This is a genomic window from Pseudomonas sp. CM25 (assembly GCF_013179705.1).
Classification (GTDB): domain Bacteria; phylum Pseudomonadota; class Gammaproteobacteria; order Pseudomonadales; family Pseudomonadaceae; genus Aquipseudomonas.
Genome location: NZ_JABMCW010000014.1, coordinates 1 through 25,637, shown reverse-complemented (window position 1 = coordinate 25,637; position 25,637 = coordinate 1). Strand labels below are relative to the sequence as shown.

Here is a 25,637-nt window from a genome sequence, read left to right as displayed (position 1 = left end):
CTACAATGCGCGGCATTCGCGCGGCGGGTCCTACAAGAAGAGCTGACGACCAAACGTCATCGACCGCCGCCGCTTCGCCACGCCCGGAAGGAGAAACCCATGGGACAGCGCACGCTTTTGTATGACCTGCACCTGGCGCTAGGTGCCAAGACGGTCGATTTCGGTGGCTGGGACATGCCCCTGCACTATGGCTCGCAGGTGGAAGAGCACCATCAGGTGCGTAGCGACTGTGGGGTTTTCGATGTTTCCCACATGACGGTGATCGATGTCGATGGCGCTGACGCCACTGTCTGGCTGCAGCATCTGCTGGCCAACGATGTCGCCCGGCTCGAAGGGGTTGGCAAGGCGATGTACAGCCCGCTGCTTAACGAGCAGGGCTGCGTCATCGATGATCTGATCGTCTACCGCACGGCAAACGGCTATCGCCTGGTTACCAACGCCGCCACCCGGGCCAAGGTGCTCGATTGGCTGGCGCTGCAGCGCGGCAGTTTTGCGGTGAATTCCGAGGTGCGCCCCGACCTGGCCATCCTCGCCATTCAGGGCCCGCACGCCCGCGAAAAAGTCGCAGCCTTGCTCAGTGCCTCGCGCGCCGCTCTGGTGCGTGAGCTGCGCCCGTTCGAAGGCGTAGCGGAAGGTGACTGGTTCATTGCCCGCACCGGGTACACCGGTGAAGACGGCCTTGAGATCATCTTCCCGGGTGATCAGGCCGTGGCTTTCTTCAACGATCTGGTCGGTGCCGGCATTGCTCCAAGCGGGCTAGGCGCCCGCGATACCCTGCGCCTGGAAGCCGGCATGAACCTGTACGGCCAGGATATCGACGAAGCCCACACCCCGCTCACCTCCAACCTGGGCTGGTCGATCGCCTGGGAGCCAGCCGACCGCGACTTCATCGGCCGCACCGGCCTGTTGGCGGAAATCGAGCACGGCGTGCAGGAAAAACTGGTTGGCCTGGTGCTTGAAGAGCGTGGTGTATTACGTGCCCACCAGGTGGTACGTGTAGCCGGCATTGGCGAAGGGGAGATCACCAGTGGTAGTTTCTCACCTACGCTGAGCAAGTCCATTGCCCTTGCGCGCGTACCCATGGCTACCGGTGACCGGGCCGAGGTGGAAATCCGCGGCAAGTGGTACCCGGTGCGGGTGGTGAAACCAACCTTCGTGCGCCACGGCAAAATCCTGATCTGAACAATTTTTAACGGCGGGCCTACCGCTGTGCCAATCGAGGAATTCAAGACATGAGCAATATCCCCGCCGACCTGCGTTTTGCCGAAAGCCATGAATGGGCCCGCCTGGAAGCCGACGGCACGGTGACCGTGGGCATCAGCGACCACGCCCAGCAAGCCCTGGGTGATGTGGTGTTTGTCGAACTGGCCGAAGTCGGCAAGGTGTTTGACGCTGGCGACGCTGCCGGTGTGGTCGAGTCGGTGAAGGCCGCTTCGGATATTTACGCGCCGATCGGTGGCGAAGTGATTGCGGTGAACGAAGAGCTGGCCGATAGCCCGGAGCAGCTGAACGAAGAACCTTACGGCGCGTGGATCTTCAAGCTGAAGCCTAGCGACAAGGCCGAGCTGGACAAGCTGCTGGATGCTGCGGGCTACCAGGCCCTCATCGGCGAGTAACTGATAGATCGTTAGCCCATCGCGACACAAGGCCGCTCCTGCAGGAGACCGCGATCCCAGGTAGGAGCGGCGTTGTGTCGCGATAGGGGCGCAAGGCGCCCCCGGCTTTCGGCAGGTGAAAACAAGTTTCCCCGCAGAATCGGCAATCCCTTCCTAGACTTGTAAGTCTCCATGAGACCTGGTCCAGGAAGAGAGCGTCGTCATGTCCCAGTCGCCGTCCCTGCGTCAACTGCAAGAACTCAACCCTTTCCTGCGTCGCCACCTGGGCCCCGATGCCGCGGAGCAGCAGGCCATGCTCGATGCGCTGGGCATTACCAGTCGCAGTGAGCTGATCGAGCAGACCGTACCGCCCGATATTCGCCTCAATCGCCCTCTCGACCTGCCGCCGGCGCTGGACGAGCAAGCCGCCCTGGCCAAACTCGCCGGTTACGCAGAGCAGAACCAGGTCTGGACCAGCCTGATCGGCATGGGCTACCACGGCACCATCACCCCAACCGTGATCCTGCGCAACGTGCTGGAGAACCCGGGCTGGTACACCGCCTACACCCCCTATCAACCCGAGATCGCCCAAGGCCGGCTCGAGGCGCTGCTGAACTTCCAGCAAATGGTCATCGACCTCACCGGGCTGGCCCTGGCCAATGCCTCTCTGCTCGACGAAGCCACCGCCGCCGCCGAAGCCATGGCCCTGGCCAAACGGGTGGCGCGCAACAAGAGCAATGCCTTCTTCGCCGACCAGCACTGCCATCCACAGACCTTGTCGGTACTGAAGACCCGTGCCGAGGGTTTTGGCTTCGAGCTGATCGTCGATTCTGTGGATAACCTTGGCAAACACGCGGTATTCGGCGCTTTGCTGCAGTATCCCGATACCCACGGCGAAGTGCGCGACCTGCGCCCGCTGATCGACCGGTTGCACGGCCAGCAGGCCCTGGCCTGCGTCGCTGCCGACCTGCTCAGCCTGGTGGTACTGGCGCCGCCTGGGGAGCTGGGCGCGGATGTGGTACTGGGGTCGACCCAGCGCTTCGGCGTGCCGATGGGCTACGGCGGCCCCCATGCTGCCTATTTCGCCTGCCGCGACGACTACAAGCGGGCCATGCCCGGGCGCATCATCGGCGTGTCCCGCGATGCGCGGGGCAACACCGCGCTGCGCATGGCTTTGCAAACGCGTGAGCAGCATATCCGCCGCGAGAAGGCCAACTCCAATATCTGCACGGCCCAGGTGCTGCTGGCCAATATCGCCGGTTTCTATGCGGTGTACCACGGCCCGCAAGGCCTGCAGCGTATTGCCCAGCGGGTGCATCGGCTGACCTTCATCCTGGCCGCAGGCCTTGAGGCCAAGGGCATCCAGCGCCTCAACCAGCACTTCTTCGACACCCTTACCGTGGATGTGGGTGGCGCGCAGGCCGCCATCATCGAAAGCGCCGAAGCGGCGCACATCAATCTGCGCATCCTTGGTCGCGGGCACCTGGGTGTCAGCCTGGACGAAACGTGCAACGAGCAGACGGTGCTGCGCCTGCTGGACATCTTCCTGGGTGTCGACCACGGCCTGGACATTGCGGCACTCGACCAGCTGGCACTGCCCGAGGGCATCCCGGCCAACCTGGTGCGGCGCACGCCATTGCTCGCCCACCCGGTGTTCAACCTGCATCACAGCGAAACCGAGATGCTGCGCTACCTCAAGCAGCTGGAAAACAAGGACCTGGCCCTGAACCAGTCGATGATCCCGCTGGGGTCGTGCACCATGAAACTCAACGCCACCAGCGAGATGATCCCCATTACCTGGCCGGGTTTCGCCCAACTGCACCCGTTTGCCCCGGCGGCCCAGGCTACGGGTTACAAGGCGATGATCGACGAGCTGGAAAGCTGGCTGTGTACGATCACCGGTTTCGACGCCATCTGCATGCAGCCCAACTCGGGCGCCCAGGGTGAGTACGCCGGCCTGATGGCCATCACCCGCTACCACCGCAGCCGCCACCAGCCGCAACGAACCCTGTGCCTGATCCCGTCCTCGGCCCACGGTACCAACCCGGCTTCGGCGCAAATGGCCGGTATGGAGGTGGTGATCGTCGATTGCGACAACGATGGCAACGTCGACCTGGCCGACCTGAAGGCCAAGGCCCATGCGGCTGGCGAGCGCTTGTCATGCCTGATGATCACCTATCCGTCGACCCACGGCGTGTACGAAGAGGGCATTCGCGAAATCTGCGAGGTGGTGCATCAGCACGGCGGGCAGGTGTACATGGACGGCGCCAACCTCAATGCCCAGGTGGGCCTGGCGCGGCCGGCAGACATCGGTGCCGACGTTTCGCACATGAACCTGCACAAGACCTTCTGCATCCCCCACGGCGGTGGCGGCCCGGGCATGGGGCCAATCGGCATCCGTGCGCACCTAACGCCATTTGTCGCCAGCCACCCGGTGGTACCGGTGCCGGGCCTGGACCCCAACAACAGCGCGGTCAGCGCCGCACCCTGGGGCAGCGCCAGCATTCTGCCGATCAGCTGGATGTACATTGCCATGATGGGGCCACAGCTGGCCGATGCCAGCGAAGTGGCGATTCTCTCGGCCAACTACCTGGCCAGCCAGCTGGGTGGCGCCTTCCCGGTGCTCTATCGCGGGCGCAACCAGCGGGTGGCGCATGAGTGCATCCTCGACCTGCGGCCGTTGAAGGCCTTGACCGGCATCAGCGAGGAGGACGTGGCCAAGCGCCTGATGGACTATGGTTTCCACGCGCCGACCATGTCATTCCCGGTACCGGGCACGCTGATGGTGGAGCCGACCGAGAGTGAATCGAAGGCCGAGCTGGACCGGTTCGTCGAGGCGATGCTGGCGATTCGGGCGGAAATTGCTGAGGTGCAGGAGGGCAACTGGCCAGCGGAGAACAACCCGCTCAAGCATGCGCCGCATACCTTGGCCGATGTGCTGGGGGCGTGGGAAAGGCCGTATAGCCTGGAGCAGGCGGTGGCGCCCAGTGCTCATGTGCGTCAGCACAAGTACTGGCCGGCGGTGAACCGGGTCGACAATGTGTATGGGGACAGGAATCTGTTCTGTGCGTGTGTGCCGGTGGAGGCTTATCGCTGAGGATGGTGTGGATTCTTCGCGGGCTTGCCCGCGAAGAATCCAGCGCGGTTATTCGGCTACCGCGTTCTTGGCCAGGATGGCATTGGCCAGCTCCATGTCGGATGCCTGCATGCCCGGGTTCTCCGCGCGCACCTGGTTCAGCGCCGACTCCAGGAACGGCCCGCGAATGGCGCCCTCGCTGGCCACGAAGCTGCCGGCGTCATCCTGCGCCGCCATCACCAGCTTGTGATCCCGCGAGGTCAGGTAGCTGGATGCGGTAGTGGCACCGGAAGAAATCACGTTACGCCAAAAGGTATCGGCCATGGCCGAGCCAAGAGGCAGCGAAAGCAAGGCAGCGGCGGCGATGGCGGTTTTGAGACGCATGTTGAAACACCTCGAAGGGTGAGGGTTGAAGATGCGCGGTTTGATCTTGCTTCAGAGGGCAAGTTCCTTGATTACAAGGGTTTTTTGCTCAGGAACAGGCCCGCAGTACTTCCTCCAGCCGGGTCTGCCCGCAGGCCACTTTGGCCTCCCCACAGCTGCGCAAATCGAGCAGCCCATCGGCCACGGCCTGGCGCCGCAGGGTGGCCAGGTCGCTGCCCGGGCCTATCTGCGCACGCAGGCTGTCGCTGGGCACCAATAGTTCGAACAGCCCCGTGCGGCCATGAAACCCGGTGCCGCGGCAAGTACGGCATGGCTGGCCGCTGGTTGCCGCCGCATCGCCCCGGCAGTCGGCACACAGCGTGCGCACCAGTCGCTGGGCCATGACCCCGACCAGCGTTGCCTTGAGCAGGTAGTCGGCAACACCCAGCTCTTGCAGGCGGGTAATCGCCGCGCAGGCGTCGTTGGTATGCAGGGTCGACAGTACCAGGTGACCGGTCAGCGCTGCCTGTACCGCCACCAGAGCGGTTTCGCGGTCGCGAATTTCGCCGATCATGATGATATCCGGGTCCTGGCGCAGCATCGCCCGCACACCGCTGGCAAACGTAAGGTCCAGGGTGGGCTGGACCTGCAGCTGGTTGAAGGCGGGCTCCAGGCGCTCGATCGGGTCCTCTATGGTGCACAGGTTGACCTGCGGCGTGGCCAGCAGCTTGAGGCTGGCATACAGCGTGCTGGTCTTGCCGGAGCCGGTGGGCCCGGTCACCAGGATGATGCCCTGGCGCTGGCGCAGCAGGTCGTGCCACCGGGCCAGTTGCTGCCCTTGCAGGCCGAGCCGGTCAAAGCCCACCTGCAGTTGTTGCGGGTCGAACAGGCGCAGCACCAGCTTTTCACCAAACGGGGTTGGCAGGGTCGATAGCCGCAGCTCCACTTCGCCGCCATCTTGCAGCCGGCTTTGCAGCCGGCCGTCTTGTGGCCGGCGCTTTTCCGCTACATCCATCCGGCCAAGGTGTTTCAGGCGGCTGACCAATGCCAGGGTCACCCCGGCGGGGAAGGCGTACACGTTATGCAGCACGCCGTCGATGCGGTAGCGCAGCTGGCCCTGCTCGCGGCGCGGTTCCAGGTGGATATCGCTGGCGCGCTGCTCGATGGCGTACTGCAGCAGCCAGTCGACGATATGCACGATGTGCGCGTCGTCCGCGCTGGCTTCGGCCTGGCGCTTGCCCAGCTCCAGCAGCTGTTCGAGTTCGCCAAGGCTGGCCGATTGTTGGTGTTGCGCACCTTTTACCGACTGGGCCAGACGGGAGAACGACTGCGCTGACTGGCGCAGTTGCAGTGGGCTGGCCAGGACACGACGGATCGGCCGCCCCAGGCTGCGGGCCAGGTCGGCCTGCCAGTCCTGCTGGTAGGGCTGGGCACTGGCGACCGTAACGCTGGATGGGTCGGCAGCGACGATGAGGATGCCATGGCGCTGGGCGAACGCCGGGGAGATCAGACCCGCGACCTGGGGCAGGTCGAGTTGCAGGGGGTCGATGCGCAGGTAGGGCTGGCCGACCTTGCCGGCCAACCATTGGCAGAGGTACTCCAGGTCCAGGGGGTGGCCAGGGTCCTGGCGGTTTTCAAGGTGGCAGGCGGCAATTTGCTCGAGGGGGTGGCAGGCTGGCTTGGCTGCGGCGTGTTCGAGCACGTGCAGGGTGTCGTTGGCGTGCAGGTGCTGATCAGCCAGCAGCGCTTCGAGGACGCGCTTGAGGTCGAGTGCCGGGTTGTCGGGGGTATGCATGATTGGCGTCCGTGCCTGATGGAAGTGCTGAGCAAGGCTAGCCCGGACGGGGGAGGGTTACCGCGAAAGTTAAGTTTCGAAATCTTGCTGTGCCTGTGCCGGCCTCTTCGGGGCAAGCCCGTCCTCATAGAAGTGCATATAACTTACTGATTTAGAAGGGACCCTGTGGGAGCGGGCGCGCCGGCTCCCAGAGGTTACGCGGAGCGCCCAGCATCAGTTCTCTGGGCGACAGCGCAGCCCAATGAGCTGGGCAATCTCCTACAGGGATCAGCCCTTGAGCAGGTGCTTCCAGCCGCGGCTCTGATCGACTGCACGCGCCTGGTCGATGCGCGCCTCAAGCAGCTCGTTGGGCTCTTCGCCCAGCGGCGATTCCGCCAGCTCGTGGAGTTTTTTCAGGTCGCCATACAGGCGGTCCATCTGTGGTGCTTCGAGCACTTGGCGGGCATGGTGCAGCCAGGCCAGCAACTGCTCGATACGTGGCAGCTGCTCGGCCAGGTCTTCCGGGCGCTGGGTGTACAACGGCAGCTTCAATGCACGGCCTTCTTCGCCCAGCAGGTGCGCCAGCCAGTTGGCCAGCTGCGCCTTGCCCTGACGTTCGCCGCGGCCCTTGCGGTCCACGGTCCAGGCACGGGCCAGCAGCCAGCGCGAGGTTTCCAGCGAGAACTGGCCCCAGCGCACATCTTCCAGCTCTTCGGCAAACTGCTCGGGGGCGGCGCGGCGGATGTCTTCGTCATCGTTACCGGCCTGCACCAGCGGGCGCCAGTCTTCGAGCAAGGCGTCGAGGCTGCTGCGCAGGTCGCGGGTGGTGGCACGTGGCGCGGCCTGGCCCAGGCTGGCGGTGAGCGCCCGCAGCTCGCTCAGGCAATCGACCCAGTCTTGCAGCAGACGCCAGTGGCCGTTGTGGCGGTATTGCTCGGCCAGGCGCTGGCTGCTGGCCAACAGTTGCCAGGCCACCGCAGCGTAGGCGTCGTCCAAGGCCATTTCGGCGTCCAGCTCGGTGCTGGGCAGGCCCAGCTCGTAGCTGTCCGGCTGCAGCAGGCGGTAGCCACGCTCGGCCTTGCTGATGTCGCAGGGCATCAGCGGCAGGCTGGCGGCCAGCTCGGCGGCCAGCTCCAGCAGGGCTTGCGGCTCACCTTCGCGCAGTTCCAGCTCCAGCTCGCAAATCTCTTCCTTGCGCTTGCCGGCGATGACGAAGCCTTGGTCCAGCGCAGCTTCGATCACCACTTTGCTCTTGCCACGGCCCCAGGCGATTTCGGCGAATTCACGGGTGAAATCGGTGCTGAACAGCGGCTTGATGGTTTTCTTGTCCAGGTCGGCCAGCTGCTCGGGCCAGCAGGTGGCGTCGAGTTTCTTCAGGTCGAGCTTGGCCTTGTCCAGCTGCCATTCATGTTCCTGGCGTACGGACAGACCGGCCACGCTCTGGCCACGGCACTTCAAGGTCTGGATGATGACTTCGCCATCGCGGCGCAGGCGCAGGGCGACGCGGGCTGCAGAAAGCTCGCGCTCGGGGGTGTCGAAGTACTGATTGGTCAGTTCGCGGGTCTGCCAGCCGGACTTGTTGCGCTTTTTCAGCAGAGGGTGCTCGCGCAAGGCGGCAAGGGTCTCGCGACTGGCGCGGAGCTTGAGTTCGGTTTCTTTGTGCATCACAGACTCGAAGGAGGGGGCGTGGTTGCCAAGGAGTTTACAGCAGTCGGCTGTCGACTGTTGGATCGTGGTCGATTGTTCGCGGGGTTGCCCTGCGAATGGACGGCATTGTTATGATGGGTAACGCTTCCGAGGAGTACGCGCATGCCGTTGCCGACGCTGAAAGACCAGTTTGCCGCCTTGATCGCCGCGCCTTCGGTCAGTTGCACCCAGCCTGCGCTCGACCAGTCCAACCGCCAGGTCATCGACCTGCTGGCCGGCTGGCTGGGCGACCTGGGGTTCGCCTGCGATATCCAGCAGGTCAGCCCCGGCAAGTTCAACCTGCTGGCCAGCCGTGGCAGCGGCCCGGGTGGCCTGGTGCTGGCCGGGCACAGTGACACTGTGCCCTATGACGACCAGCTGTGGGCCAGCGACCCACTGAAGCTGACCGAGGCCGATGGCCGCTGGATCGGCCTGGGCAGCTGCGACATGAAGGGCTTCTTCGCGCTGGTCATCGAAGCGGTCATTCCGTTGCTGGAGCACGATTTCAAGCAGCCGCTGCTGATCCTCGCCACCTGCGATGAAGAAAGTTCCATGTCCGGCGCCCGTGCCCTGGCGGAGGCCGGCCAGCCGCTGGGCCGCGCGGCGGTGATTGGCGAGCCTACCGGGTTGCGGCCGATCCGCATGCACAAGGGCATCCTCATGGACCGCATCGATATCCTCGGGCGCAGCGGCCATTCGTCGGACCCAAGCCTGGGCCGCAGCGCGATGGAGGCCATGCACGCGGTGATGGCCGAGCTGATGGGCCTGCGCCAGCAATGGCAGGAAAACTACAGCAACCCGCAGTTCAGCGTGCCAACCCCTACCCTGAACTTCGGCTGCATCCACGGCGGTGACAACCCCAACCGCATCTGTGGCCAGTGCGCCCTGGAATTCGACCTGCGCCCGCTGCCAGGCATGGATGTGGAGCAATTGCGCGCGGCCATCCGCGAAAAACTGCGGCCCGTAGCCGAGCGCCATGAAGTGCGTATCGACTACGCGCCGCTGTTCCCGGAGGTGCCCGCGTTCGAGCAAGCCGCCGACGCCGAGCTGGTGCAGGTGGCAGAACGCCTGACCGGCCATCGCGCCGAAGCGGTAGCGTTCGGCACCGAAGCGCCTTATCTTCAGCAGCTGGGCTGCCAGACCATCGTGCTGGGCCCTGGCGACATCGCCTGTGCCCACCAGCCCGGCGAATACCTGGAAATGTCACGAATCGAGCCTACCGTGCGTCTATTGCGTGACCTGATCCGGCACTATTGCCTGCACTAAACGTCAATCAAGTTGATTCGTTCCTGCCTAGAGGAGACCGCGCGTGACCGCAAGCCTGTTCCGACGATGATCCTGAACGCCCCCTGTATCGCCGTTCTCCGTCCACTTATCCACAGGCCCTGTCATGCCCGACTACGTCAACTGGCTGCGTCATGCCTCCCCGTACATCAATGCCCATCGCGACTGCACCTTCGTGGTCATGCTCCCTGGCGATGGGGTGGAACACCCTAATTTCGGCAATATCGTTCACGACCTGGTGCTGCTGCACAGCCTTGGCGTGCGGCTGGTGCTGGTGCACGGCTCGCGCCCGCAGATCGAAAGCCGCCTGGCTGATCGCGGCCTCACCCCGCACTACCACCATGGCCTGCGCATCACCGATGCCGCCACCCTGGACTGCGTGATCGATGCCGTAGGCGCCCTGCGCCTGGCCATCGAGGCGCGCCTGTCGATGGACATCGCTGCCTCGCCGATGCAGGGCTCGCGGCTGCGCGTGGCGTCTGGCAACCTGGTCACGGCGCGGCCGATCGGCGTGCTCGAAGGGGTGGACTACCACCACACCGGCGAAGTGCGCCGGGTCGACCGCAAGGGCATCAGCCGCCTGCTCGACGAGCGCTCCATCGTGCTGCTGTCGCCGCTGGGCTATTCGCCCACCGGAGAAATCTTCAACCTGGCCTGCGAAGACGTGGCCACCCGTGCCGCCATCGAACTGGGCGCCGACAAGCTGCTGCTGTTCGGCGCCGAACCGGGCCTGTTGGACGCCGACGGCAAGCTGGTGCGCGAGCTGCGCCCGCAGCAGGTTGCGCCGCACTTGAAGCGTCTGGGCAGCGACTACCAGGGCGAATTGCTGGATGCCGCCGCCGAGGCCTGCAAAGGCGGCGTGGCGCGCAGCCATATCGTCAGCTATGCCGAGGACGGTGCCTTGTTGACCGAGCTGTTCACCCGTGGCGGTGGCGGCACACTGGTGTCGCAGGAGCAGTTCGAAGTGGTGCGCGAGGCGACCATCGAGGATGTCGGCGGCTTGCTGGACCTGATCAGCCCGCTGGAAGAGCAGGGCATCCTGGTGCGCCGCTCGCGCGAGGTGCTGGAGCGCGAGATCGAACAGTTCAGCGTGGTCGAGCGCGAAGGCATGATCATCGCCTGTGCGGCGTTGTACCCGATTGCCGATTCCGAGGCCGGTGAGCTGGCGTGCCTGGCGGTGAACCCGGAATACCGCCATGGTGGGCGTGGGGATGAACTGTTGGAGCGTATCGAAAGCCGGGCGCGGCAGATGGGCTTGAATACCCTGTTCGTGCTGACGACGCGCACGGCGCACTGGTTCCGCGAACGCGGGTTTGCGCCCAGTGGTGTGGAGCGGCTGCCGGCGGCGCGGGCTTCGCTGTACAACTACCAGCGCAATTCGAAGATTTTCGAGAAGTCTTTGTAAACCTTTAATGGCCCTATCGTCGGCAAGCCAGCTCCCACAGGTACAGCACAGCCTTCAAAGCTGGCCTCTACTGTGGGAGCTGGCTTGCCGGCGATAGGGCCGGTACAGCCGGTGCACTCCCCAGAATGAAAAACGCCGCCCTTGTGGGCGGCGTTTTCATTTACACGGTATGCAGATACCAGTTGTACTCGAGGTCGGAGATCGAGTGTTCGAACTCCTCCAGCTCGCTTTCCTTGCACGCGACAAAGATGTCGATGTACTTCGGATCGATGTACTTGTTCAGGATCTCGCTGTCGTCCAGCTCGCGCAGGGCATCGCGCAGGTTGTTCGGCAGGCTCTGCTCGTGCTGCTCGTACGAGTTGCCCTCGACTGGCGCGCCTGGCTCGATCTTGTTGGTCAGGCCGTGGTGCACGCCAGCCAACACAGCCGCCATCATCAGGTACGGGTTGGCGTCGGCACCGGCCACGCGGTGTTCGATGCGCACGGCATCCGCCGAGCCTGTTGGTACACGCAAGGCCACGGTGCGGTTGTCCAGGCCCCAGCTGGGCGCGTTCGGCACGTAGAACTGTGCGCCAAAGCGGCGGTACGAGTTGACGTTCGGGCAGAGGAACGCCATCGATGCAGGCAGGGTCTCGAGCACACCGCCGATTGCGTGACGAAGCGCGGCGTTCTGCTCGGGATCCTCGCTGGTGAAGATGTTGTTGCCATCTTTGTCCAGCACGGAAATGTGTACATGCAGGCCGTTACCTGCCTGGCCCGGGTAGGGCTTGGCCATGAACGTGGTGTCCATTTCATGGTCGTAGGCGATGTTCTTGATCAGCCGCTTGAGCAGTACCGCGTAGTCGCACGCCTTGAGCGGGTCGGCCACGTGGTGCAGGTTGACTTCGAACTGCGCCGGGGCGCTTTCCTTGACGATGGCGTCAGCTGGAATGCCTTGTTCCTTCGCGCCTTCGAGGATGTCCTGCAGGCAGTCGGCATATTCGTCGAGGTCGTCGATCAGGTAGACCTGGGTCGACTGCGGGCGCTTGCCCGAGATTGGCGAGCGCGGCGGCTGCGGGCGGCCGTTCACGTTCTCCTGGTCGATCAGGTAGAACTCGAGCTCGAAGGCGGCGCAGATGGTCAGGCCCATTTCGTCGAACTTGCTGACGACCTGGCGCAGTACCTCACGAGGGTCGGCGAAGAACGGCTCGCCTTCGATCTCGTGCATGGTCATCAGCAGCTGGGCGGTGGGGCGTTTTTGCCACGGCTCGTTACAGAGCGTGTCGGGAATCGGGTAGCAGATGCGGTCAGCATCGCCGATGTCCAGGCCAAGCCCGGTGCTTTCGACGGTGGAACCGTTGATATCCAGGGCAAAGAGGGAGGCAGGCAGGTTGATGCCTTTTTCGTAAACCTTGTGGAGGCTGGTGCGCTCTATGCGCTTGCCGCGCACCACACCATTCATATCTGCAATCAGAAGGTCAACGTAGAGAACCTCAGGATGTTCCTTAAGGAACGCGTTCGCTTCGTTAAGCTGAACGGCACGCGGGGGTACCGACATGATGCAACACCTTTGTTGTTAAAAATATCAATCAAGGGGGGCTTGCAGGTCCAGTCAATCGAAAAGACAAACTGATGTCAAGCCAACCCCATGATGCCCTGAAATGGCACATCGACGGCAGATTTGCTGCAAATCGGGGCGTGCCATTATCCGCTATTTCTTTCACAAAGGGGTATCTCCGACGTGCCGTGTTTTATTTTTTACGGAGGTGTTGTGTAAAAAAATGAACAAGGCTAAGCTCGGTCTCAACCCAAAACACAATAATACGAGGGTCACATGGTCCGCTTGCCGCGACCTGAAAGCACTGCCTGCGCAGTGCCATCGGGTACCTCCGTCGTTTTTGCAAGCTTCGTCAATGGCGTGGTCGCCCTGGCCGCAATAATTGACGCTTGGCGCTTCCATGCCCGCCCTCGTAGCGGTTTGCTGCCCTTCGTTTCGTCTTTCTGCCCTTCGAACTCATTTTGGACACATCTGTTTTCAGTGTATCCACTGCGGCCGTGCGCGCGTGTTTTGCTTTAGCAATGTACTCCATCCAGAATCAATGCGCGGACCACCTTACCTCCTGAGGTATTTATGAGTAACAACCTCGACCAGCTCACCGATTGGTTGAAAGAGCACAAGATCACCGAAGTCGAATGCATGATCAGTGACCTGACCGGCATCACGCGCGGCAAGATTTCGCCCACCAACAAATTCATCGCCGAAAAAGGCATGCGCCTGCCCGAGAGCGTGCTGCTGCAGACCGTGACCGGCGACTACGTCGACGACGACATCTATTACGAACTGCTCGATCCGGCAGACATCGACATGATCTGCCGCCCCGACGAGAACGCTGTGTTCCTGGTGCCATGGGCCATAGAGCCGACCGCCCAGGTCATCCACGACACCTACGACAAGAAGGGCAACCCGGTCGAGCTGTCGCCGCGCAACGTGCTTAAAAAGGTGCTGCAGCTCTACGCCGACAAGGGCTGGCAGCCTATCGTCGCGCCCGAGATGGAGTTCTACCTGACCAAGCGCAGCGAAGACCCGGACTTCCCGCTGCAGCCACCGGTAGGCCGATCGGGCCGCCCGGAAACCGGCCGTCAGTCGTTCTCGATCGAAGCCGCCAACGAATTCGACCCGCTGTTCGAAGACGTCTACGACTGGTGCGAACTGCAGCAGCTGGACCTCGACACGCTTATCCACGAAGACGGCACGGCGCAGATGGAAATCAACTTCCGTCACGGCAATGCCCTGCACCTGGCCGACCAGATACTGGTGTTCAAGCGCACCATGCGCGAGGCGGCGCTCAAGCACAATGTGGCCGCCACCTTCATGGCCAAGCCCATGACCGGCGAGCCTGGCAGTGCCATGCACCTGCACCAGAGCGTGGTCGATGTTGCCACCGGCAAGAACATCTTCAGCAACGACGACGGCAGCATGAGCGAGCTGTTCCTCAACCACATTGGTGGCCTGCAGAAGTTCATCCCCGAAGCGCTGCCGCTGTTCGCCCCCAACGTCAACTCGTTCCGCCGTTTCCTGCCAGACACCTCGGCACCGGTGAACGTGGAGTGGGGCGAGGAAAACCGCACCGTCGGCCTGCGCGTGCCGGATGCCGGGCCGCAAAACCGACGGGTCGAGAACCGCCTGCCGGGCGCCGACGCCAACCCTTACCTGGCCATCGCCGCCAGCCTGCTGTGTGGCTACATCGGCATGGTCGAAGGCATCGAGGCCAGCGCCCCGGTGCAGGGCCGTGGCTACGAACGCCGCAACCTGCGCCTGCCGCTGACCATCGAGGACGCCCTGGAACGCATGGAAAACAGCCGTGCGCTGGTGCAGTACCTGGGCAAAAAATTCATTACCGGATATGTCGCCACCAAGCGCGCCGAGCACGAAAACTTCAAACGCGTCATCAGTTCCTGGGAGCGTGAGTTCCTGCTGTTTGCTGTCTGATCAACCCTGGTGCCGCAGGAGCGCGGCTGTCGAACAACGGAGAAGCACATGAGCGTCAACAACCCGCAAACCCGTGAATGGCAAACCCTCAGCGGGGAGCATCACCTTGCACCTTTCAGTGACTACAAGCAGCTGAAGGAGAAGGGGCCGCGCATCATCACCAAGGCCCAGGGTGTGCATTTGTGGGACAGCGAGGGGCACAAGATCCTCGACGGCATGGCGGGCCTGTGGTGCGTGGCGGTGGGCTACGGCCGCGAGGAGCTGGTACAGGCGGCAGAGAAGCAGATGCGCGAGCTGCCGTACTACAACCTGTTCTTCCAGACCGCTCACCCGCCAGCGCTGGAGCTGGCCAAGGCGATCACCGACGTGGCGCCCGAGGGCATGACCCATGTGTTCTTCACCGGCTCCGGCTCCGAAGGCAACGACACCGTGCTGCGCATGGTTCGCCACTACTGGGCGCTGAAGGGCAAGCCGCACAAGCAGACCATCATCGGCCGGATCAACGGCTACCACGGTTCAACCGTGGCCGGCGCCAGCCTGGGCGGCATGAGTGGCATGCACGAGCAGGGCGGCCTGCCGATTCCGGGCATCGTGCATATCCCTCAGCCGTACTGGTTCGGCGAAGGCGGCGACATGACGCCGGATGAGTTCGGCGTCTGGGCTGCCGAGCAGCTGGAGAAGAAAATCCTCGAAGTCGGCGAAGACAACGTCGCCGCCTTCATCGCCGAGCCGATTCAGGGCGCCGGTGGCGTGATCATCCCGCCGCAGACCTACTGGCCGAAGGTGAAGGAGATCCTGGCCAGGTACGACATCCTGTTCGTCGCCGACGAAGTCATCTGCGGTTTCGGCCGCACCGGCGAGTGGTTCGGCTCCGACTACTACGACCTCAAGCCTGACCTGATGACCATCGCCAAGGGCCTGACCTCCGGTTACATCCCCATGGGCGGTGTGATCGTGCGTGACACCGTGGCCAAGGTGGTCAGCGAAGGCGGCGACTTCAACCACGGCTTCACTTACTCCGGGCACCCGGTGGCGGCCGCCGTAGGCCTGGAAAACCTGCGCATCCTGCGCGACGAGAAAATTGTCGAGAAGGCGCGCAGCGAAGCGGCACCGTATTTGCAGAAGCGTTTGCGTGAGCTGCAGGACCACCCGTTGGTAGGCGAGGTACGCGGCCTGGGCATGCTCGGCGCGATCGAGCTGGTCAAGGACAAGACCACCCGCAGCCGTTACGAAGGCAAGGGCGTCGGCATGATCTGCCGTAACTTCTGCTTCGACAACGGCCTGATCATGCGTGCGGTGGGTGACACCATGATCATCGCGCCGCCGTTGGTGATCAGCCATGCGGAGATCGACGAGCTGGTGGAAAAAGCGCGCAAATGCCTCGATCTGACCCTGCAGGCGATCAACTGATCAACTGCTAGGCTAGCGATGTGACATTAAGTCGTTACAGGGCTCTGGTTTCCTTGAAACAGTGCCTTGTAACTTGCCAGACTAGCGACTGATCCAGTCGCCGCGCGCTCTGCACCGTGGGTCCTGGCTGCTGGACAGTTGCCAAATAAAAAATCTGGAGCATTACGCATGAATAAAATGGGTAAGACGTTGCTGGCCGCAGCCCTGATGGGTGCCATGGCTACTGCTGTTCAGGCTGAAGACAAAGTGTTGAACGTCTACAACTGGTCGGACTACATCGCTCCGGACACCATCGCCAAGTTCGAGAAGCAGTCTGGTATCAAGGTCAAGTACGACGTCTTCGACAGCAACGAAACCCTCGAAGCCAAGCTGCTGGCCGGCAAGTCGGGCTACGACGTTGTCGTACCGTCCAACAACTTCCTGGCCAAGCAGATCAAGGCTGGTGTGTACGAGGAGCTGGACCGTTCCAAGCTGCCAAACTGGAAAAACCTCGACGAAGACCTGCTCAAGGCCGTCGGTGATGCCAGCGACAAGGACAACAAGCACGCCTTCCCGTACATGTGGGGCTCCATCGGTATCGGCTACAACCCGGAGAAGGTCAAGGCTGCGCTGGGCGTGGACAAGATCGACTCGTGGGACGTGGTGTTCAAGCCCGAGAACATCGCCAAGCTCAAGAGCTGTGGCGTGAGCTTCCTCGATGCACCAACCGAGATGATCCCGGCCGCGCTGCACTACCTGGGCCTGCCGAGCAACAGCACCAAGAAAGAAGACCTGAAGGCCGCTGAAGACCTGTTCCTGAAGATTCGTCCTTCGATCACCTACTTCCACTCGTCCAAGTACATTGGCGACATGGCCAACGGCAACATCTGCGTAGCCGTGGGTTACTCGGGTGACCTGGAGCAGTCCAAGGCCCGCGCCCATGAAGCCGGCGACAAGGTCAAAGTGGACTACGTCATTCCGAAAGAAGGTGCCGGTACCTTCTACGACATGGTCGCCATCCCCAAGGATGCCGAGCACAAAGACGCCGCCTACCAGTTCATGAACTTCCTGATGCAGCCGGAAATCATGGCTGAAATCACCAACGCCGTGCGCTTCCCGAATGGCAACAAGGCAGCCACCCCGATGGTGGACAAGGACATTTCCGGCGACCCGAGCATCTACCCGCCAGCAGACGTGAAGAAGCAGCTGTATGCGATTGCCGCGCCAGACGCCTCGGTGCAGCGTTTGATCACCCGCAGCTGGACCAGGATCAAGTCAGGTAAATAAGCCCGATGCAGCGCCTCTGGGCCGGGGTTTTCCGGCCCAGAGCCAGTGAAAGGCAATTGATGATTGCGGCATCGAAGCTGCGAAGGTAAGTTGCGCGCCGGTTTTGCGTGTGCGGCAGCACTGTCGCTACCCAGGCACTGATTGTGAGGACCACCCACTTGTCTATTTCTGTAATCCGCAAGGCCCTTATGGCTGGCGCGGGCCTGACGCTGGCATGCAGCGTCCAAGCGGCGCCTACGGTGCACTTCTACAACTGGTCCGACTACATCGGCCCGACCACACTCGCGGACTTCGAGAAAGACACGGGCATCAAGCCCGTGCAGGACGTCTTCGACTCCAACGAAACCCTGGAAGGCAAACTGCTGGCCGGCAACACCGGCTATGACGTGGTCGTGCCGTCCAACCATTTCCTCGGCAAGCAGATCAAGGCGGGCGCGTTCCAGCAGCTCGACAAGCACCTGCTGCCCAATTTTGCCAACCTCGACCCGGCGCTGATGAAGCGCCTGGAAAAGAACGATCCCGGCAACCAGTACGCCGTGCCTTACCTGTGGGGCACCAACGGTATCGGCTACAACGTCGAGAAGGTGAAGGCTGCGCTGGGCGTGGACACCATCGACTCCTGGGCCGTGTTGTTCGAACCCGAGAACATGAAGAAGCTCTCCAAGTGCGGTGTTGCGTTCCTCGACTCGGCAGACGAAATGCTGCCGGCGGTGCTCAATTATATGGGGCTCAACCCCAACAGTACCGACCCCAAGGACTACGCCAAGGCCGAACAGAAGCTGCTGGCCGTGCGCCCGTACGTGACCTACTTCCACTCGTCCAAATACATCACCGACCTGGCCAACGGCGACATCTGCGTCGCGGCAGGCTTCTCGGGTGACATCTTCCAGGCCAAGGCCCGCGCCGAAGAAGCGAAGAAGGGCGTGAACCTGGCCTACGCCATTCCCAAGGAAGGCGGCAACCTCTGGTTCGACGTACTGGCGATCCCCAAGGACGCCAGGAACGTCAAGGAGGCGCACGCCTTCATCAACTATTTGCTGAAGCCTGAGGTTATCGCCCAGGTCAGTGATTACGTCGGTTACGCCAACCCGAACCCCAAGGCTGGCGACCTGATGGACCAGGCCGTGAGGACTGACGCCGCGGTTTACCCACCGCAGGAAGTGCTGGACAAGATGTTCGTGAACTCAGAGTTGCCACCCAAGGTGCAACGGCTGATGACCCGTAGCTGGACCAAGGTCAAGTCGGGCAAGTAAAAATCCAGGCCCGCCGCGGCTCCTGCAGAACAGGCCGCGCGGGCACAAAAATCTTGTTGGGAGTTTCACTCATGGCAGTTGCCTCCGGTGCCTATAAGAAAGCCCTCGAGGGTGGCCAGCAACCCAAGCAGGTGCTGGTCAAGATCGACCGGGTCACGAAGAAGTTCGACGAAACGATAGCCGTGGACGATGTGTCCCTGGAAATCCGCAAAGGCGAGATCTTCGCCCTGCTGGGAGGCTCCGGCTCTGGCAAGTCCACCTTGCTGCGCATGCTGGCGGGCTTCGAGCGCCCGACCGAAGGGCGGATTTTCCTCGATGGCGTCGACATCACCGATATGCCGCCTTACGAGCGGCCGATCAACATGATGTTCCAGTCCTATGCGCTGTTCCCGCACATGACCGTGGCGCAGAACATCGCCTTCGGCCTGCAGCAGGACAAGATGGCCAAGGCCGAGATCGATGCCCGCGTGGCCGAGATGCTCAAGCTGGTGCACATGTCCCAGTACGCCAAGCGCAAGCCGCACCAGCTGTCCGGTGGCCAGCGCCAGCGCGTGGCCCTGGCCCGCTCCCTGGCCAAGCGCCCCAAGCTGCTGCTGCTCGATGAGCCGATGGGTGCACTGGACAAGAAGCTGCGTTCGCAGATGCAGCTGGAACTGGTGGAGATCATCGAGCGCGTAGGCGTGACCTGCGTGATGGTGACCCACGACCAGGAAGAGGCCATGACCATGGCCCAGCGCATCGCCATCATGCACCTGGGCTGGATCGCCCAGATTGGCTCGCCTGTGGATATCTACGAGACGCCGACCAGCCGCCTGGTGTGCGAGTTCATCGGCAACGTCAACCTGTTCGAGGGCGACGTGGTCGACGACGCCGAAGGGCACGCGATCATTGCCAGCCCGGAACTGGAGCGCAAGATCTACGTCGGCCACGGCATCACCACGTCGGTGGAAGACAAGCACATCACCTACGCCCTGCGCCCGGAAAAACTGCTGGTCACCACTACCCAGCCGGATTTCGAGCACAACTGGTCGCGCGGCAAGGTCCACGACATCGCCTACCTGGGTGGCCATTCGGTGTTCTACGTGGAGCTGCCGAGTGGCAAGGTGGTTCAGTCATTCGTCGCCAACGCCGAGCGCCAGGGTACCCGCCCGACCTGGGGCGATGAAGTGTACGTGTGGTGGGAAGACGACAGCGGCGTGGTACTGCGGTCATGAAACTGCGCAAGCTCAAGCGAGCCTTCCAGCGCCTCACCCCGGAGGGGCGGCACCTGGTGATCGGCGTGCCATTCATCTGGCTGTTCCTGTTCTTCATGCTGCCGTTCTTCATCGTGCTGAAGATCAGCTTTGCCGAAGCCGACGTGGCGATCCCGCCGTACACCGAAATCTACAGCTACGTCGAAGACAAGATCCAGCTGGTGCTCAACCTGGCCAACTACGGCCTGCTGACCGAGGATGAGCTGTACCTCTCAGCCTACCTGGGCTCGCTGAAGATGGCGTTCTTCAGCACGCTGCTGTGCCTGCTGATCGGCTACCCGATGGCCTACTCCATCGCCAATGCCAAAAAGGAGACCCAGACGGTCCTGCTGCTGCTGATCATGATGCCGACCTGGACCGCGATCCTGATCCGCGTCTATGCCTGGATGGGCATCCTCAGCAACAACGGCCTGCTCAACGGCTTCCTGCTGTGGACCGGGTTGATCGACCAGCCGCTGCAGATCCTCAACACCAACCTGGCGGTGTACATCGGTGTGGTCTATTCGTACCTGCCGTTCATGATCCTGCCGCTGTTCGCCAACCTGGTGAAACACGACCAGAGCTTGCTGGAGGCTGCTTCGGACCTGGGTTCGAGCACCTTCAACAGCTTCTGGAAGATCACCGTTCCGCTGTCCAAGAACGGCATCATCGCCGGCTGCATGCTGGTATTCATCCCGGTGGTGGGCGAGTTCGTGATCCCTGAACTGCTCGGCGGCCCGGAAACCCTGATGATCGGCAAGGTACTGTGGCAGGAGTTCTTCAACAACCGTGACTGGCCGGTGGCATCCGCGCTGGCAGTAGTGATGCTGGCGATCCTGATCGTACCGATCCTGCTGTTCAACCGCAGCCAGGCCAAAGAGATGGAGGGCAGGGCATGAAGCGCTTCAGTTTCTCCAAGCTGATGCTGGTGCTCGGCTTGCTGTTCATCTACCTGCCGATGCTGATCCTGGTGATCTACTCGTTCAACGCCTCCAAGCTGGTGACGGTGTGGGGCGGCTGGTCGGTGAAGTGGTACGTCGGCCTGCTCGACAACACCCAGTTGATGGGCTCGGTGATGCGCTCGCTGGAAATCGCCTGCTACACGGCGGTGGCGGCGGTGGCGCTGGGTACCCTGGCGGCGTTCGTGCTGACCCGGGTCACCCGCTTCAAGGGCCGCACGCTGTTCGGTGGCCTGGTCACCGCGCCGCTGGTGATGCCCGAGGTGATCACCGGTCTGTCGCTGTTGCTGCTGTTCGTGGCCATGGCACAGATGATCGGTTGGCCGCAGGAGCGCGGCATCGTCACCATCTGGATCGCCCACACCACGTTCTGTGCGGCATATGTGGCGGTGGTGGTGTCGGCACGTTTGCGCGAGCTGGACCTGTCGATCGAGGAAGCGGCAATGGACCTGGGTGCCAAGCCGTGGAAGGTGTTCTTCCTGATCACCATTCCGATGATCGCGCCATCGCTGGCGGCGGGCGGCATGATGTCGTTTGCCCTGTCGCTGGATGATCTGGTTCTGGCCAGCTTCGTGTCCGGCCCGGGTTCGACCACCTTGCCGATGGAAGTGTTCTCGGCGGTGCGCTTGGGCGTGAAGCCGGAGATCAACGCCGTAGCCAGTCTGATTCTGCTGTCGGTTTCGCTGGTGACCTTCTTTGTCTGGTTCTTCAGCCGCCGCGCCGAAGAGCGTCGCCGCAAGGCGATTCAGCAGGCGATCGAGGAGGGTGCTGCGGCCAATGCTTCGCAGCCGCAGGTCCGGCGCCCGACGCAGGTGGCTGCTTCGGCCTGATCCGGCCCCTTCGCGGGTGAACCCGCTCCCACAGGGACAACACTGCCTTGAGGCCTGTGATATTCCTGTGGGAGCGGGTTCACCCGCGAATGCCCCAGCACATGTTCAAAGCCAGACTGCATCCCAATGTGGATAGTCCCTGACACTGCTGACCAGGCCAGCTCGCAACGGATTGGCAACGATGTACCTGGCGAAATCCACCATGTTTTCTTCCCTTCTGAGTGCCCGGTCCTGATACCCGGGTTGCCAAACCGGATCATGCTCAACCCCTGCCCGATGCAACACCAGACTGGACCTGGATTTGAATCTTCGCATCAAGGTCCCCAGCGTCGTACCTTTCAACTCAATCAGCCAATGCAGATGGTCCGGCATCAGCACCCAAGCCAATGATCGGCAGGAATGTTCCTCATCCGACTGCCGCAGTTGGTGTATGACCAGTCGAGCATGGTGGAAGTCCTGGAACAGTGGCTTGCGCTGGTGGGTGACGGTGGTTAGCAGATAGAGCCTGCCAAGCTCGGAATAGCGACCACGGCGAAGCAGGTGAGACTGGGCCCGAGGCATTGGTTTCTTCCTTGAAAAGCAGGTGAGCTTTCAAAGGTAGTGGTTGGGAGACAGATACTGTGTAGAGGATGGTTTCTGGATGTGGCAGACGCTTTGGTGGCAATACCGGCCTCTTCGCGGGTAAACCCGCGAAGAGGCCCTCACGGCGTACGACTTTTCATCAACTCAAACCCAAAGCTTCATTCGGGTCAGCTTGGGAATTATCCTACGAGCCGCGTGGAAGCTGCTCTGTTGTAGGGGAAATGCCCCAGGGATAACGTCGTTAGGTCGCCAAGCAAGGCGACCGGGTGTGAGAACCCGCTCGATGTTGAACGGGCTTCCTGTCATGGCGGCCTTACGTGGGCAGGCTTCGGTCTGGCCGGGTTCAATGTCCTCGGTTTCTCACCCCACGTTCGGCTGCCACCCCTTGTCCGTGAGAAAGACGAGTTGGTGGTCCAATTAACGACATTGGATTCCACCATGACAAAGCACGCTCAAGATCACCCAGAAAACAGCAGCACCGTCGGCCAGGAAACCTGCATGGACCTGTTCCGTGTCCAGGCCAACATCCCCTTCAATCATGCTTTCTCCGAACTCTCCGTTATGCTCGGCTGCATCACTCACCTGACAACCGAAGCCGAGATGGAAAATGACCGGCTTGCTGGTAGTGCAGCAAGAATTCTCAGTGGCTTTGCCAAAGCTTTGATCGATGACATCGAGCTGGGGCTGAACAAGGCTTCAGTACAGGTTTGACCTGTACCGGCCTCTTCGCGGGTAAACCCGCTCCCACAGGGAAATCACAGCCTTCGAGTTGGTAGTGTCTGTGGGAGCGGGTTCACCCGCGAAGAGGCCCGGGCAGACGCCGACAATGCCGAACTGAGCCCCACCAGTGATGTTTATCGAACCCTGAACTACGCTAACAGTCGCATTACACGAATCATTTGCGCGCAAGCTAGGAGCCTGCATGTCGCTCACGCGTCCGCTGTTGGTCGTTGGTCTGGGGCTGGTTGTTCTGCTCGCGGGCTGTAGCAAAGAGGAAGCGCCCGAGGTGTTGCCGCGGGTCGGGGTGCTGCGGGTCGAACCCACTGATTTCGCTGCCAGGGTCACCCTGACCGGCGATGTTCAGGCGCGGGTGCAGACCGACCTGTCGTTCCGCGTGGGCGGCAAGATCATTTCGCGCAGCGTCGACGTGGGCGACCACGTCAAGGCCAACCAAGTGCTGGCGCGGCTGGACCCGAAAGACCTGCAGAACAACGTCAATTCAGCCAAGGCCGAGGTATTCGCAGCCCAGGCGCGTGTGACGCAAACCGCTGCCGCTTTCGTGCGCCAGCAAAAACTGCTGCCCAAGGGCTACACCAGCCAGAGCGAATACGATTCCGCCCAGGCCGCGTTGCTGAGCAACCAGAGTGCCCTCAAGGCGGCGCAGGCACAGCTGGCCAACGCCAACGAGCAGTTGAGCTACACCGCACTGGTGTCCGAGGCCGATGGGGTGATTACCGAACGCCAGGCCGAGGTGGGTCAGGTGGTGCAGGCGACCATGCCGATCTTCAGCCTCGCCCGCGATGGCGACCGGGACGCGGTGTTCAACGTCTATGAGTCACTGCTGGTGGCGCCGCCGAGCGATGCCGGGGTAATCGTCAGCCTGCTGGACGACCCGAAGGTCAAGGCCCAGGGCTTCGTCCGCGAAATCACCCCTACCGTGTCCGCGCAAAGTGGCACGGTGCAGGTCAAGGTGGCATTGAAAGATGTGCCACCGGGCATGCAGCTGGGCGCCCCGGTGACTGCCACCACCAATGCCCAGGGCCGCCCGAGCATCGAGCTGCCATGGTCGGCACTGACCAAGGCCTTGCATGAACCCGCGGTATGGGTGGTGGGCGAGGGCGACAAGGCTGAACTGCGCAAGGTAGAGGTGTCGCGTTATCTTACCGGCAAAGTGGTGATTGCCAGTGGCATCAAGGGCGGTGAGACCGTGGTGGTAAGCGGTGGGCAGCTGTTGCACCCCGACATGAAGGTGGAAAAAGTCGATGCCAAGGCCGGGGGAGCTGCACCATGAAAAAGCCCCTGTGGATGCTTGCTGCCAGCTTGCTGCTGGCAGCCTGCGGCAGTGAAGAAAAAGCCCCCGAGCCTGTTCGCCCGGTGTTGTCGGTAAAGGTCGAGCCGCAGGTCCAGGCCCAGTTGGGGCGCTTTGCCGGCAACATTCAGGCGCGCTTCGAAAGCACCCTGGGCTTTCGCGTGGGTGGGCGTATCGCCCGCCGCTGGCTCGACGTTGGCGCCCAGGTAAAGCCGGGCGACACCCTGGCCACCCTCGACCCGACCGATCAACAGAACCAGTTGCGCGCCGCCGAAGGCGACCTGGCCAGGGTGCAGGCGCAGTGGATCAACGCCCAGGCCGATGCCCGCCGCCAACAGCAGCTGTACGACCGTGGCGTCGGCGCCCAGGCCCAGCTGGATATTGCCCAGACCAACCTGAAAACCACCGGCGCGTCGCTGGAGCAGGCGCGCTCAGCGGTCAGCCAGGCCCGCGACCAGCTCGACTACAGCACCCTGCGCAGCGACCACGCCGCTGTTATCACCGCCTGGCAGGCCGAGGCCGGGCAGACCGTCACTGCAGGTCAGGCTGTCGTCACCCTGGCCCGCCCGGATGTGAAGGAGGCCGTGATCGACCTGCCAATCGGCCTGGCCGAGCAGCTGGACAAGGACCTTGCCTTTACCGTCGCCTCGCAGCTGGACCCGTCCATCAACACCACTGCCACCCTGCGCGAGCTTGAACCCCAGGCTGACGCCACCACGCGCACAAGGCGCGCCCGCCTGACGCTGGCCAGTACCCCCGCCGCGTTCCACCTGGGCACCGCCATCAGCGTGACCTTGAGCTCGCAGGTGACACCGCGCAGCGAGTTGCCCTTGAGCGCCCTGCTGGAACGGGACGGCAAGACCCAGGTATGGGTGATCGATACCCAGCAGAAAACCGTGGCCACCCGTGATGTAGCCCTGCTCGAGCGCACCGCAGACAGCATTATCCTTACCTCCGGCGTGCAGCCCGGGGAGCGGGTGGTGACTGCGGGGGTGAACAGCCTCAAGCCTGGCCAGAAGGTCGCCTTCGACGAGGATGCGCAATGAAAGGAAGCTTCAACCTGTCCGAATGGGCGCTCAAGCATCAGTCGTTCGTCTGGTACCTGATGTTCGTCGGTTTGCTGATGGGGATTTTCTCGTACTTCAACCTGGGCCGCGAGGAAGACCCGTCGTTCACCATCAAGACCATGGTCATTCAGACCCGCTGGCCCGGCGCCACCCAGGACGAAACCCTGTATCAGGTCACCGACCGTATCGAGAAGAAGCTGGAGGAGCTGGATTCCCTCGATTACGTGAAGAGCTACACTCGGCCGGGCGAGTCCACGGTCTACGTTTACCTGCGCGATACCACCAAGGCCAAGAACATCCCCGACATCTGGTACCAGGTGCGCAAGAAGATCCAGGACATCCGCGGGGAATTCCCCT

General features: G+C 62.5%; 21 protein-coding genes. 16 read left to right on the top strand and 5 right to left on the bottom strand.

The genetic code is table 11. The features are described from left to right. Positions 1-99: 99 nt before the first annotated feature. The 3 genes from gcvT to gcvP all read left to right on the top strand — a co-directional run bounded on the left by gcvT (position 100) and on the right by gcvP (position 4,692). Positions 100-1,182, top strand: a complete 1,083-nt coding sequence (gcvT, locus tag HP546_RS03085) for a glycine cleavage system aminomethyltransferase GcvT (RefSeq protein WP_172219477.1) — start codon at positions 100-102, stop codon at positions 1,180-1,182. Positions 1,183-1,232: 50 nt separating this feature from the next. Continuing rightward, complete coding sequence (gene gcvH, locus HP546_RS03080; RefSeq protein WP_172219475.1) at positions 1,233-1,616, top strand: glycine cleavage system protein GcvH; 384 nt, start codon at positions 1,233-1,235, stop codon at positions 1,614-1,616. Between the two features lie 202 nt (positions 1,617-1,818). Next, the gene (gene gcvP, locus HP546_RS03075; protein WP_172219473.1) at positions 1,819-4,692 is read left to right on the top strand and encodes an aminomethyl-transferring glycine dehydrogenase; all 2,874 of its coding nucleotides are present in this window, start codon (positions 1,819-1,821) and stop codon (positions 4,690-4,692) included. Positions 4,693-4,740: 48 nt separating this feature from the next. Here the strand turns inward: gcvP and HP546_RS03070 are convergent, their stop codons facing one another. The 3 genes from HP546_RS03070 to HP546_RS03060 all read right to left on the bottom strand — a co-directional run bounded on the left by HP546_RS03070 (position 4,741) and on the right by HP546_RS03060 (position 8,473). Further along, positions 4,741-5,055 carry a DUF2388 domain-containing protein gene (locus HP546_RS03070; protein WP_172219471.1) on the bottom strand — a complete coding sequence of 105 codons (315 nt, stop codon included), beginning with the start codon at positions 5,053-5,055 and terminating at the stop codon, positions 4,741-4,743. An 88-nt stretch (positions 5,056-5,143) separates the two neighbouring features. Beyond that, positions 5,144-6,829 carry a GspE/PulE family protein gene (locus tag HP546_RS03065; protein WP_172219469.1) on the bottom strand — a complete coding sequence of 562 codons (1,686 nt, stop codon included), beginning with the start codon at positions 6,827-6,829 and terminating at the stop codon, positions 5,144-5,146. 267 nt (positions 6,830-7,096) lie between these two features. Next, positions 7,097-8,473 carry an inorganic triphosphatase gene (locus HP546_RS03060; RefSeq protein WP_172219467.1) on the bottom strand — a complete coding sequence of 459 codons (1,377 nt, stop codon included), beginning with the start codon at positions 8,471-8,473 and terminating at the stop codon, positions 7,097-7,099. Between the two features lie 144 nt (positions 8,474-8,617). On the opposite strand from HP546_RS03060, the gene argE reads away from it, so the two are divergent. Together argE and argA are read left to right on the top strand one after the other, a co-directional pair. Then, positions 8,618-9,760 (top strand): acetylornithine deacetylase, encoded by a 1,143-nt coding sequence (gene argE, locus HP546_RS03055; protein ID WP_172219465.1) that lies wholly within the window; start codon positions 8,618-8,620, stop codon positions 9,758-9,760. Between the two features lie 124 nt (positions 9,761-9,884). After that, positions 9,885-11,183 carry an amino-acid N-acetyltransferase gene (argA, locus tag HP546_RS03050; protein WP_172219463.1) on the top strand — a complete coding sequence of 433 codons (1,299 nt, stop codon included), beginning with the start codon at positions 9,885-9,887 and terminating at the stop codon, positions 11,181-11,183. 160 nt (positions 11,184-11,343) lie between these two features. Here the strand turns inward: argA and HP546_RS03045 are convergent, their stop codons facing one another. Beyond that, positions 11,344-12,720 carry a glutamine synthetase family protein gene (locus HP546_RS03045; RefSeq protein ID WP_172219461.1) on the bottom strand — a complete coding sequence of 459 codons (1,377 nt, stop codon included), beginning with the start codon at positions 12,718-12,720 and terminating at the stop codon, positions 11,344-11,346. A gap of 573 nt (positions 12,721-13,293) precedes the next feature. On the opposite strand from HP546_RS03045, the gene HP546_RS03040 reads away from it, so the two are divergent. The 7 genes from HP546_RS03040 (at position 13,294) to HP546_RS03010 (ending at position 21,602) form a co-directional block, all read left to right on the top strand. Next, a complete protein-coding gene (locus tag HP546_RS03040; protein ID WP_172219459.1) occupies positions 13,294-14,652 on the top strand; it encodes a glutamine synthetase family protein in 1,359 nt (452 codons plus the stop codon). A 48-nt stretch (positions 14,653-14,700) separates the two neighbouring features. After that, positions 14,701-16,062, top strand: coding sequence for an aspartate aminotransferase family protein (locus HP546_RS03035; protein ID WP_172219457.1), 1,362 nt, complete (start codon positions 14,701-14,703; stop codon positions 16,060-16,062). A 168-nt stretch (positions 16,063-16,230) separates the two neighbouring features. After that, the gene (locus tag HP546_RS03030) at positions 16,231-17,328 is read left to right on the top strand and encodes a polyamine ABC transporter substrate-binding protein (RefSeq protein ID WP_172219455.1); all 1,098 of its coding nucleotides are present in this window, start codon (positions 16,231-16,233) and stop codon (positions 17,326-17,328) included. A gap of 158 nt (positions 17,329-17,486) precedes the next feature. Further along, entirely contained in the window at positions 17,487-18,581 is a 1,095-nt protein-coding gene (locus HP546_RS03025) for a polyamine ABC transporter substrate-binding protein (protein WP_172219453.1), read from the top strand. Positions 18,582-18,652: 71 nt separating this feature from the next. After that, entirely contained in the window at positions 18,653-19,795 is a 1,143-nt protein-coding gene (gene potA, locus HP546_RS03020; protein ID WP_172219451.1) for a polyamine ABC transporter ATP-binding protein, read from the top strand. Then, positions 19,792-20,712 carry an ABC transporter permease subunit gene (locus HP546_RS03015; RefSeq protein WP_172219449.1) on the top strand — a complete coding sequence of 307 codons (921 nt, stop codon included), beginning with the start codon at positions 19,792-19,794 and terminating at the stop codon, positions 20,710-20,712. Before potA ends, HP546_RS03015 begins: the two co-directional genes overlap by 4 nt. Next, positions 20,709-21,602, top strand: coding sequence for an ABC transporter permease subunit (locus HP546_RS03010; RefSeq protein ID WP_172219447.1), 894 nt, complete (start codon positions 20,709-20,711; stop codon positions 21,600-21,602). Before HP546_RS03015 ends, HP546_RS03010 begins: the two co-directional genes overlap by 4 nt. A 105-nt stretch (positions 21,603-21,707) precedes the next feature. Here the strand turns inward: HP546_RS03010 and HP546_RS03005 are convergent, their stop codons facing one another. Then, entirely contained in the window at positions 21,708-22,040 is a 333-nt protein-coding gene (locus HP546_RS03005; RefSeq protein WP_256678418.1) for a transposase, read from the bottom strand. A gap of 582 nt (positions 22,041-22,622) precedes the next feature. Between HP546_RS03005 and HP546_RS03000 the strand changes: the two genes are divergently transcribed. The 4 genes from HP546_RS03000 to HP546_RS02985 all read left to right on the top strand — a co-directional run. Beyond that, positions 22,623-22,895: a DUF3077 domain-containing protein gene (locus HP546_RS03000; RefSeq protein WP_172219443.1), complete on the top strand. Its 273-nt coding sequence runs from the start codon at positions 22,623-22,625 to the stop codon at positions 22,893-22,895. Between the two features lie 211 nt (positions 22,896-23,106). Then, positions 23,107-24,195 carry an efflux RND transporter periplasmic adaptor subunit gene (locus HP546_RS02995; protein ID WP_172219441.1) on the top strand — a complete coding sequence of 363 codons (1,089 nt, stop codon included), beginning with the start codon at positions 23,107-23,109 and terminating at the stop codon, positions 24,193-24,195. After that, positions 24,192-25,259, top strand: a complete 1,068-nt coding sequence (locus tag HP546_RS02990) for an efflux RND transporter periplasmic adaptor subunit (RefSeq protein WP_172219439.1) — start codon at positions 24,192-24,194, stop codon at positions 25,257-25,259. The genes HP546_RS02995 and HP546_RS02990 overlap by 4 nt, the downstream gene beginning before the upstream one ends. Continuing rightward, positions 25,256-25,637: efflux RND transporter permease subunit (locus tag HP546_RS02985; protein WP_172219438.1), on the top strand; the 382-nt coding region annotated here is incomplete at its 3' end. The genes HP546_RS02990 and HP546_RS02985, both read left to right, overlap by 4 nt.

What these genes read in the sequence shown, in the direction of transcription:
- HP546_RS03015 (WP_172219449.1), top strand. Translation starts at nt 19,792, where the DNA reads ATGAAACTGCGCAAGCTCAAGCGAGCCTTCCAGCGCCTCACCCCGGAG.
- argE (WP_172219465.1), top strand. Translation starts at nt 8,618, where the DNA reads ATGCCGTTGCCGACGCTGAAAGACCAGTTTGCCGCCTTGATCGCCGCG.
- HP546_RS03035 (WP_172219457.1), top strand. Translation starts at nt 14,701, where the DNA reads ATGAGCGTCAACAACCCGCAAACCCGTGAATGGCAAACCCTCAGCGGG.
- HP546_RS03045 (WP_172219461.1), bottom strand. Translation starts at nt 12,720, where the DNA reads ATGTCGGTACCCCCGCGTGCCGTTCAGCTTAACGAAGCGAACGCGTTC.
- potA (WP_172219451.1), top strand. Translation starts at nt 18,653, where the DNA reads ATGGCAGTTGCCTCCGGTGCCTATAAGAAAGCCCTCGAGGGTGGCCAG.
- HP546_RS03040 (WP_172219459.1), top strand. Translation starts at nt 13,294, where the DNA reads ATGAGTAACAACCTCGACCAGCTCACCGATTGGTTGAAAGAGCACAAG.
- argA (WP_172219463.1), top strand. Translation starts at nt 9,885, where the DNA reads ATGCCCGACTACGTCAACTGGCTGCGTCATGCCTCCCCGTACATCAAT.
- HP546_RS03030 (WP_172219455.1), top strand. Translation starts at nt 16,231, where the DNA reads ATGAATAAAATGGGTAAGACGTTGCTGGCCGCAGCCCTGATGGGTGCC.
- gcvH (WP_172219475.1), top strand. Translation starts at nt 1,233, where the DNA reads ATGAGCAATATCCCCGCCGACCTGCGTTTTGCCGAAAGCCATGAATGG.
- HP546_RS03010 (WP_172219447.1), top strand. Translation starts at nt 20,709, where the DNA reads ATGAAGCGCTTCAGTTTCTCCAAGCTGATGCTGGTGCTCGGCTTGCTG.
- gcvT (WP_172219477.1), top strand. Translation starts at nt 100, where the DNA reads ATGGGACAGCGCACGCTTTTGTATGACCTGCACCTGGCGCTAGGTGCC.
- gcvP (WP_172219473.1), top strand. Translation starts at nt 1,819, where the DNA reads ATGTCCCAGTCGCCGTCCCTGCGTCAACTGCAAGAACTCAACCCTTTC.
- HP546_RS03065 (WP_172219469.1), bottom strand. Translation starts at nt 6,829, where the DNA reads ATGCATACCCCCGACAACCCGGCACTCGACCTCAAGCGCGTCCTCGAA.
- HP546_RS03000 (WP_172219443.1), top strand. Translation starts at nt 22,623, where the DNA reads ATGACAAAGCACGCTCAAGATCACCCAGAAAACAGCAGCACCGTCGGC.
- HP546_RS02990 (WP_172219439.1), top strand. Translation starts at nt 24,192, where the DNA reads ATGAAAAAGCCCCTGTGGATGCTTGCTGCCAGCTTGCTGCTGGCAGCC.
- HP546_RS03060 (WP_172219467.1), bottom strand. Translation starts at nt 8,473, where the DNA reads ATGCACAAAGAAACCGAACTCAAGCTCCGCGCCAGTCGCGAGACCCTT.
- HP546_RS03070 (WP_172219471.1), bottom strand. Translation starts at nt 5,055, where the DNA reads ATGCGTCTCAAAACCGCCATCGCCGCCGCTGCCTTGCTTTCGCTGCCT.
- HP546_RS02995 (WP_172219441.1), top strand. Translation starts at nt 23,107, where the DNA reads ATGTCGCTCACGCGTCCGCTGTTGGTCGTTGGTCTGGGGCTGGTTGTT.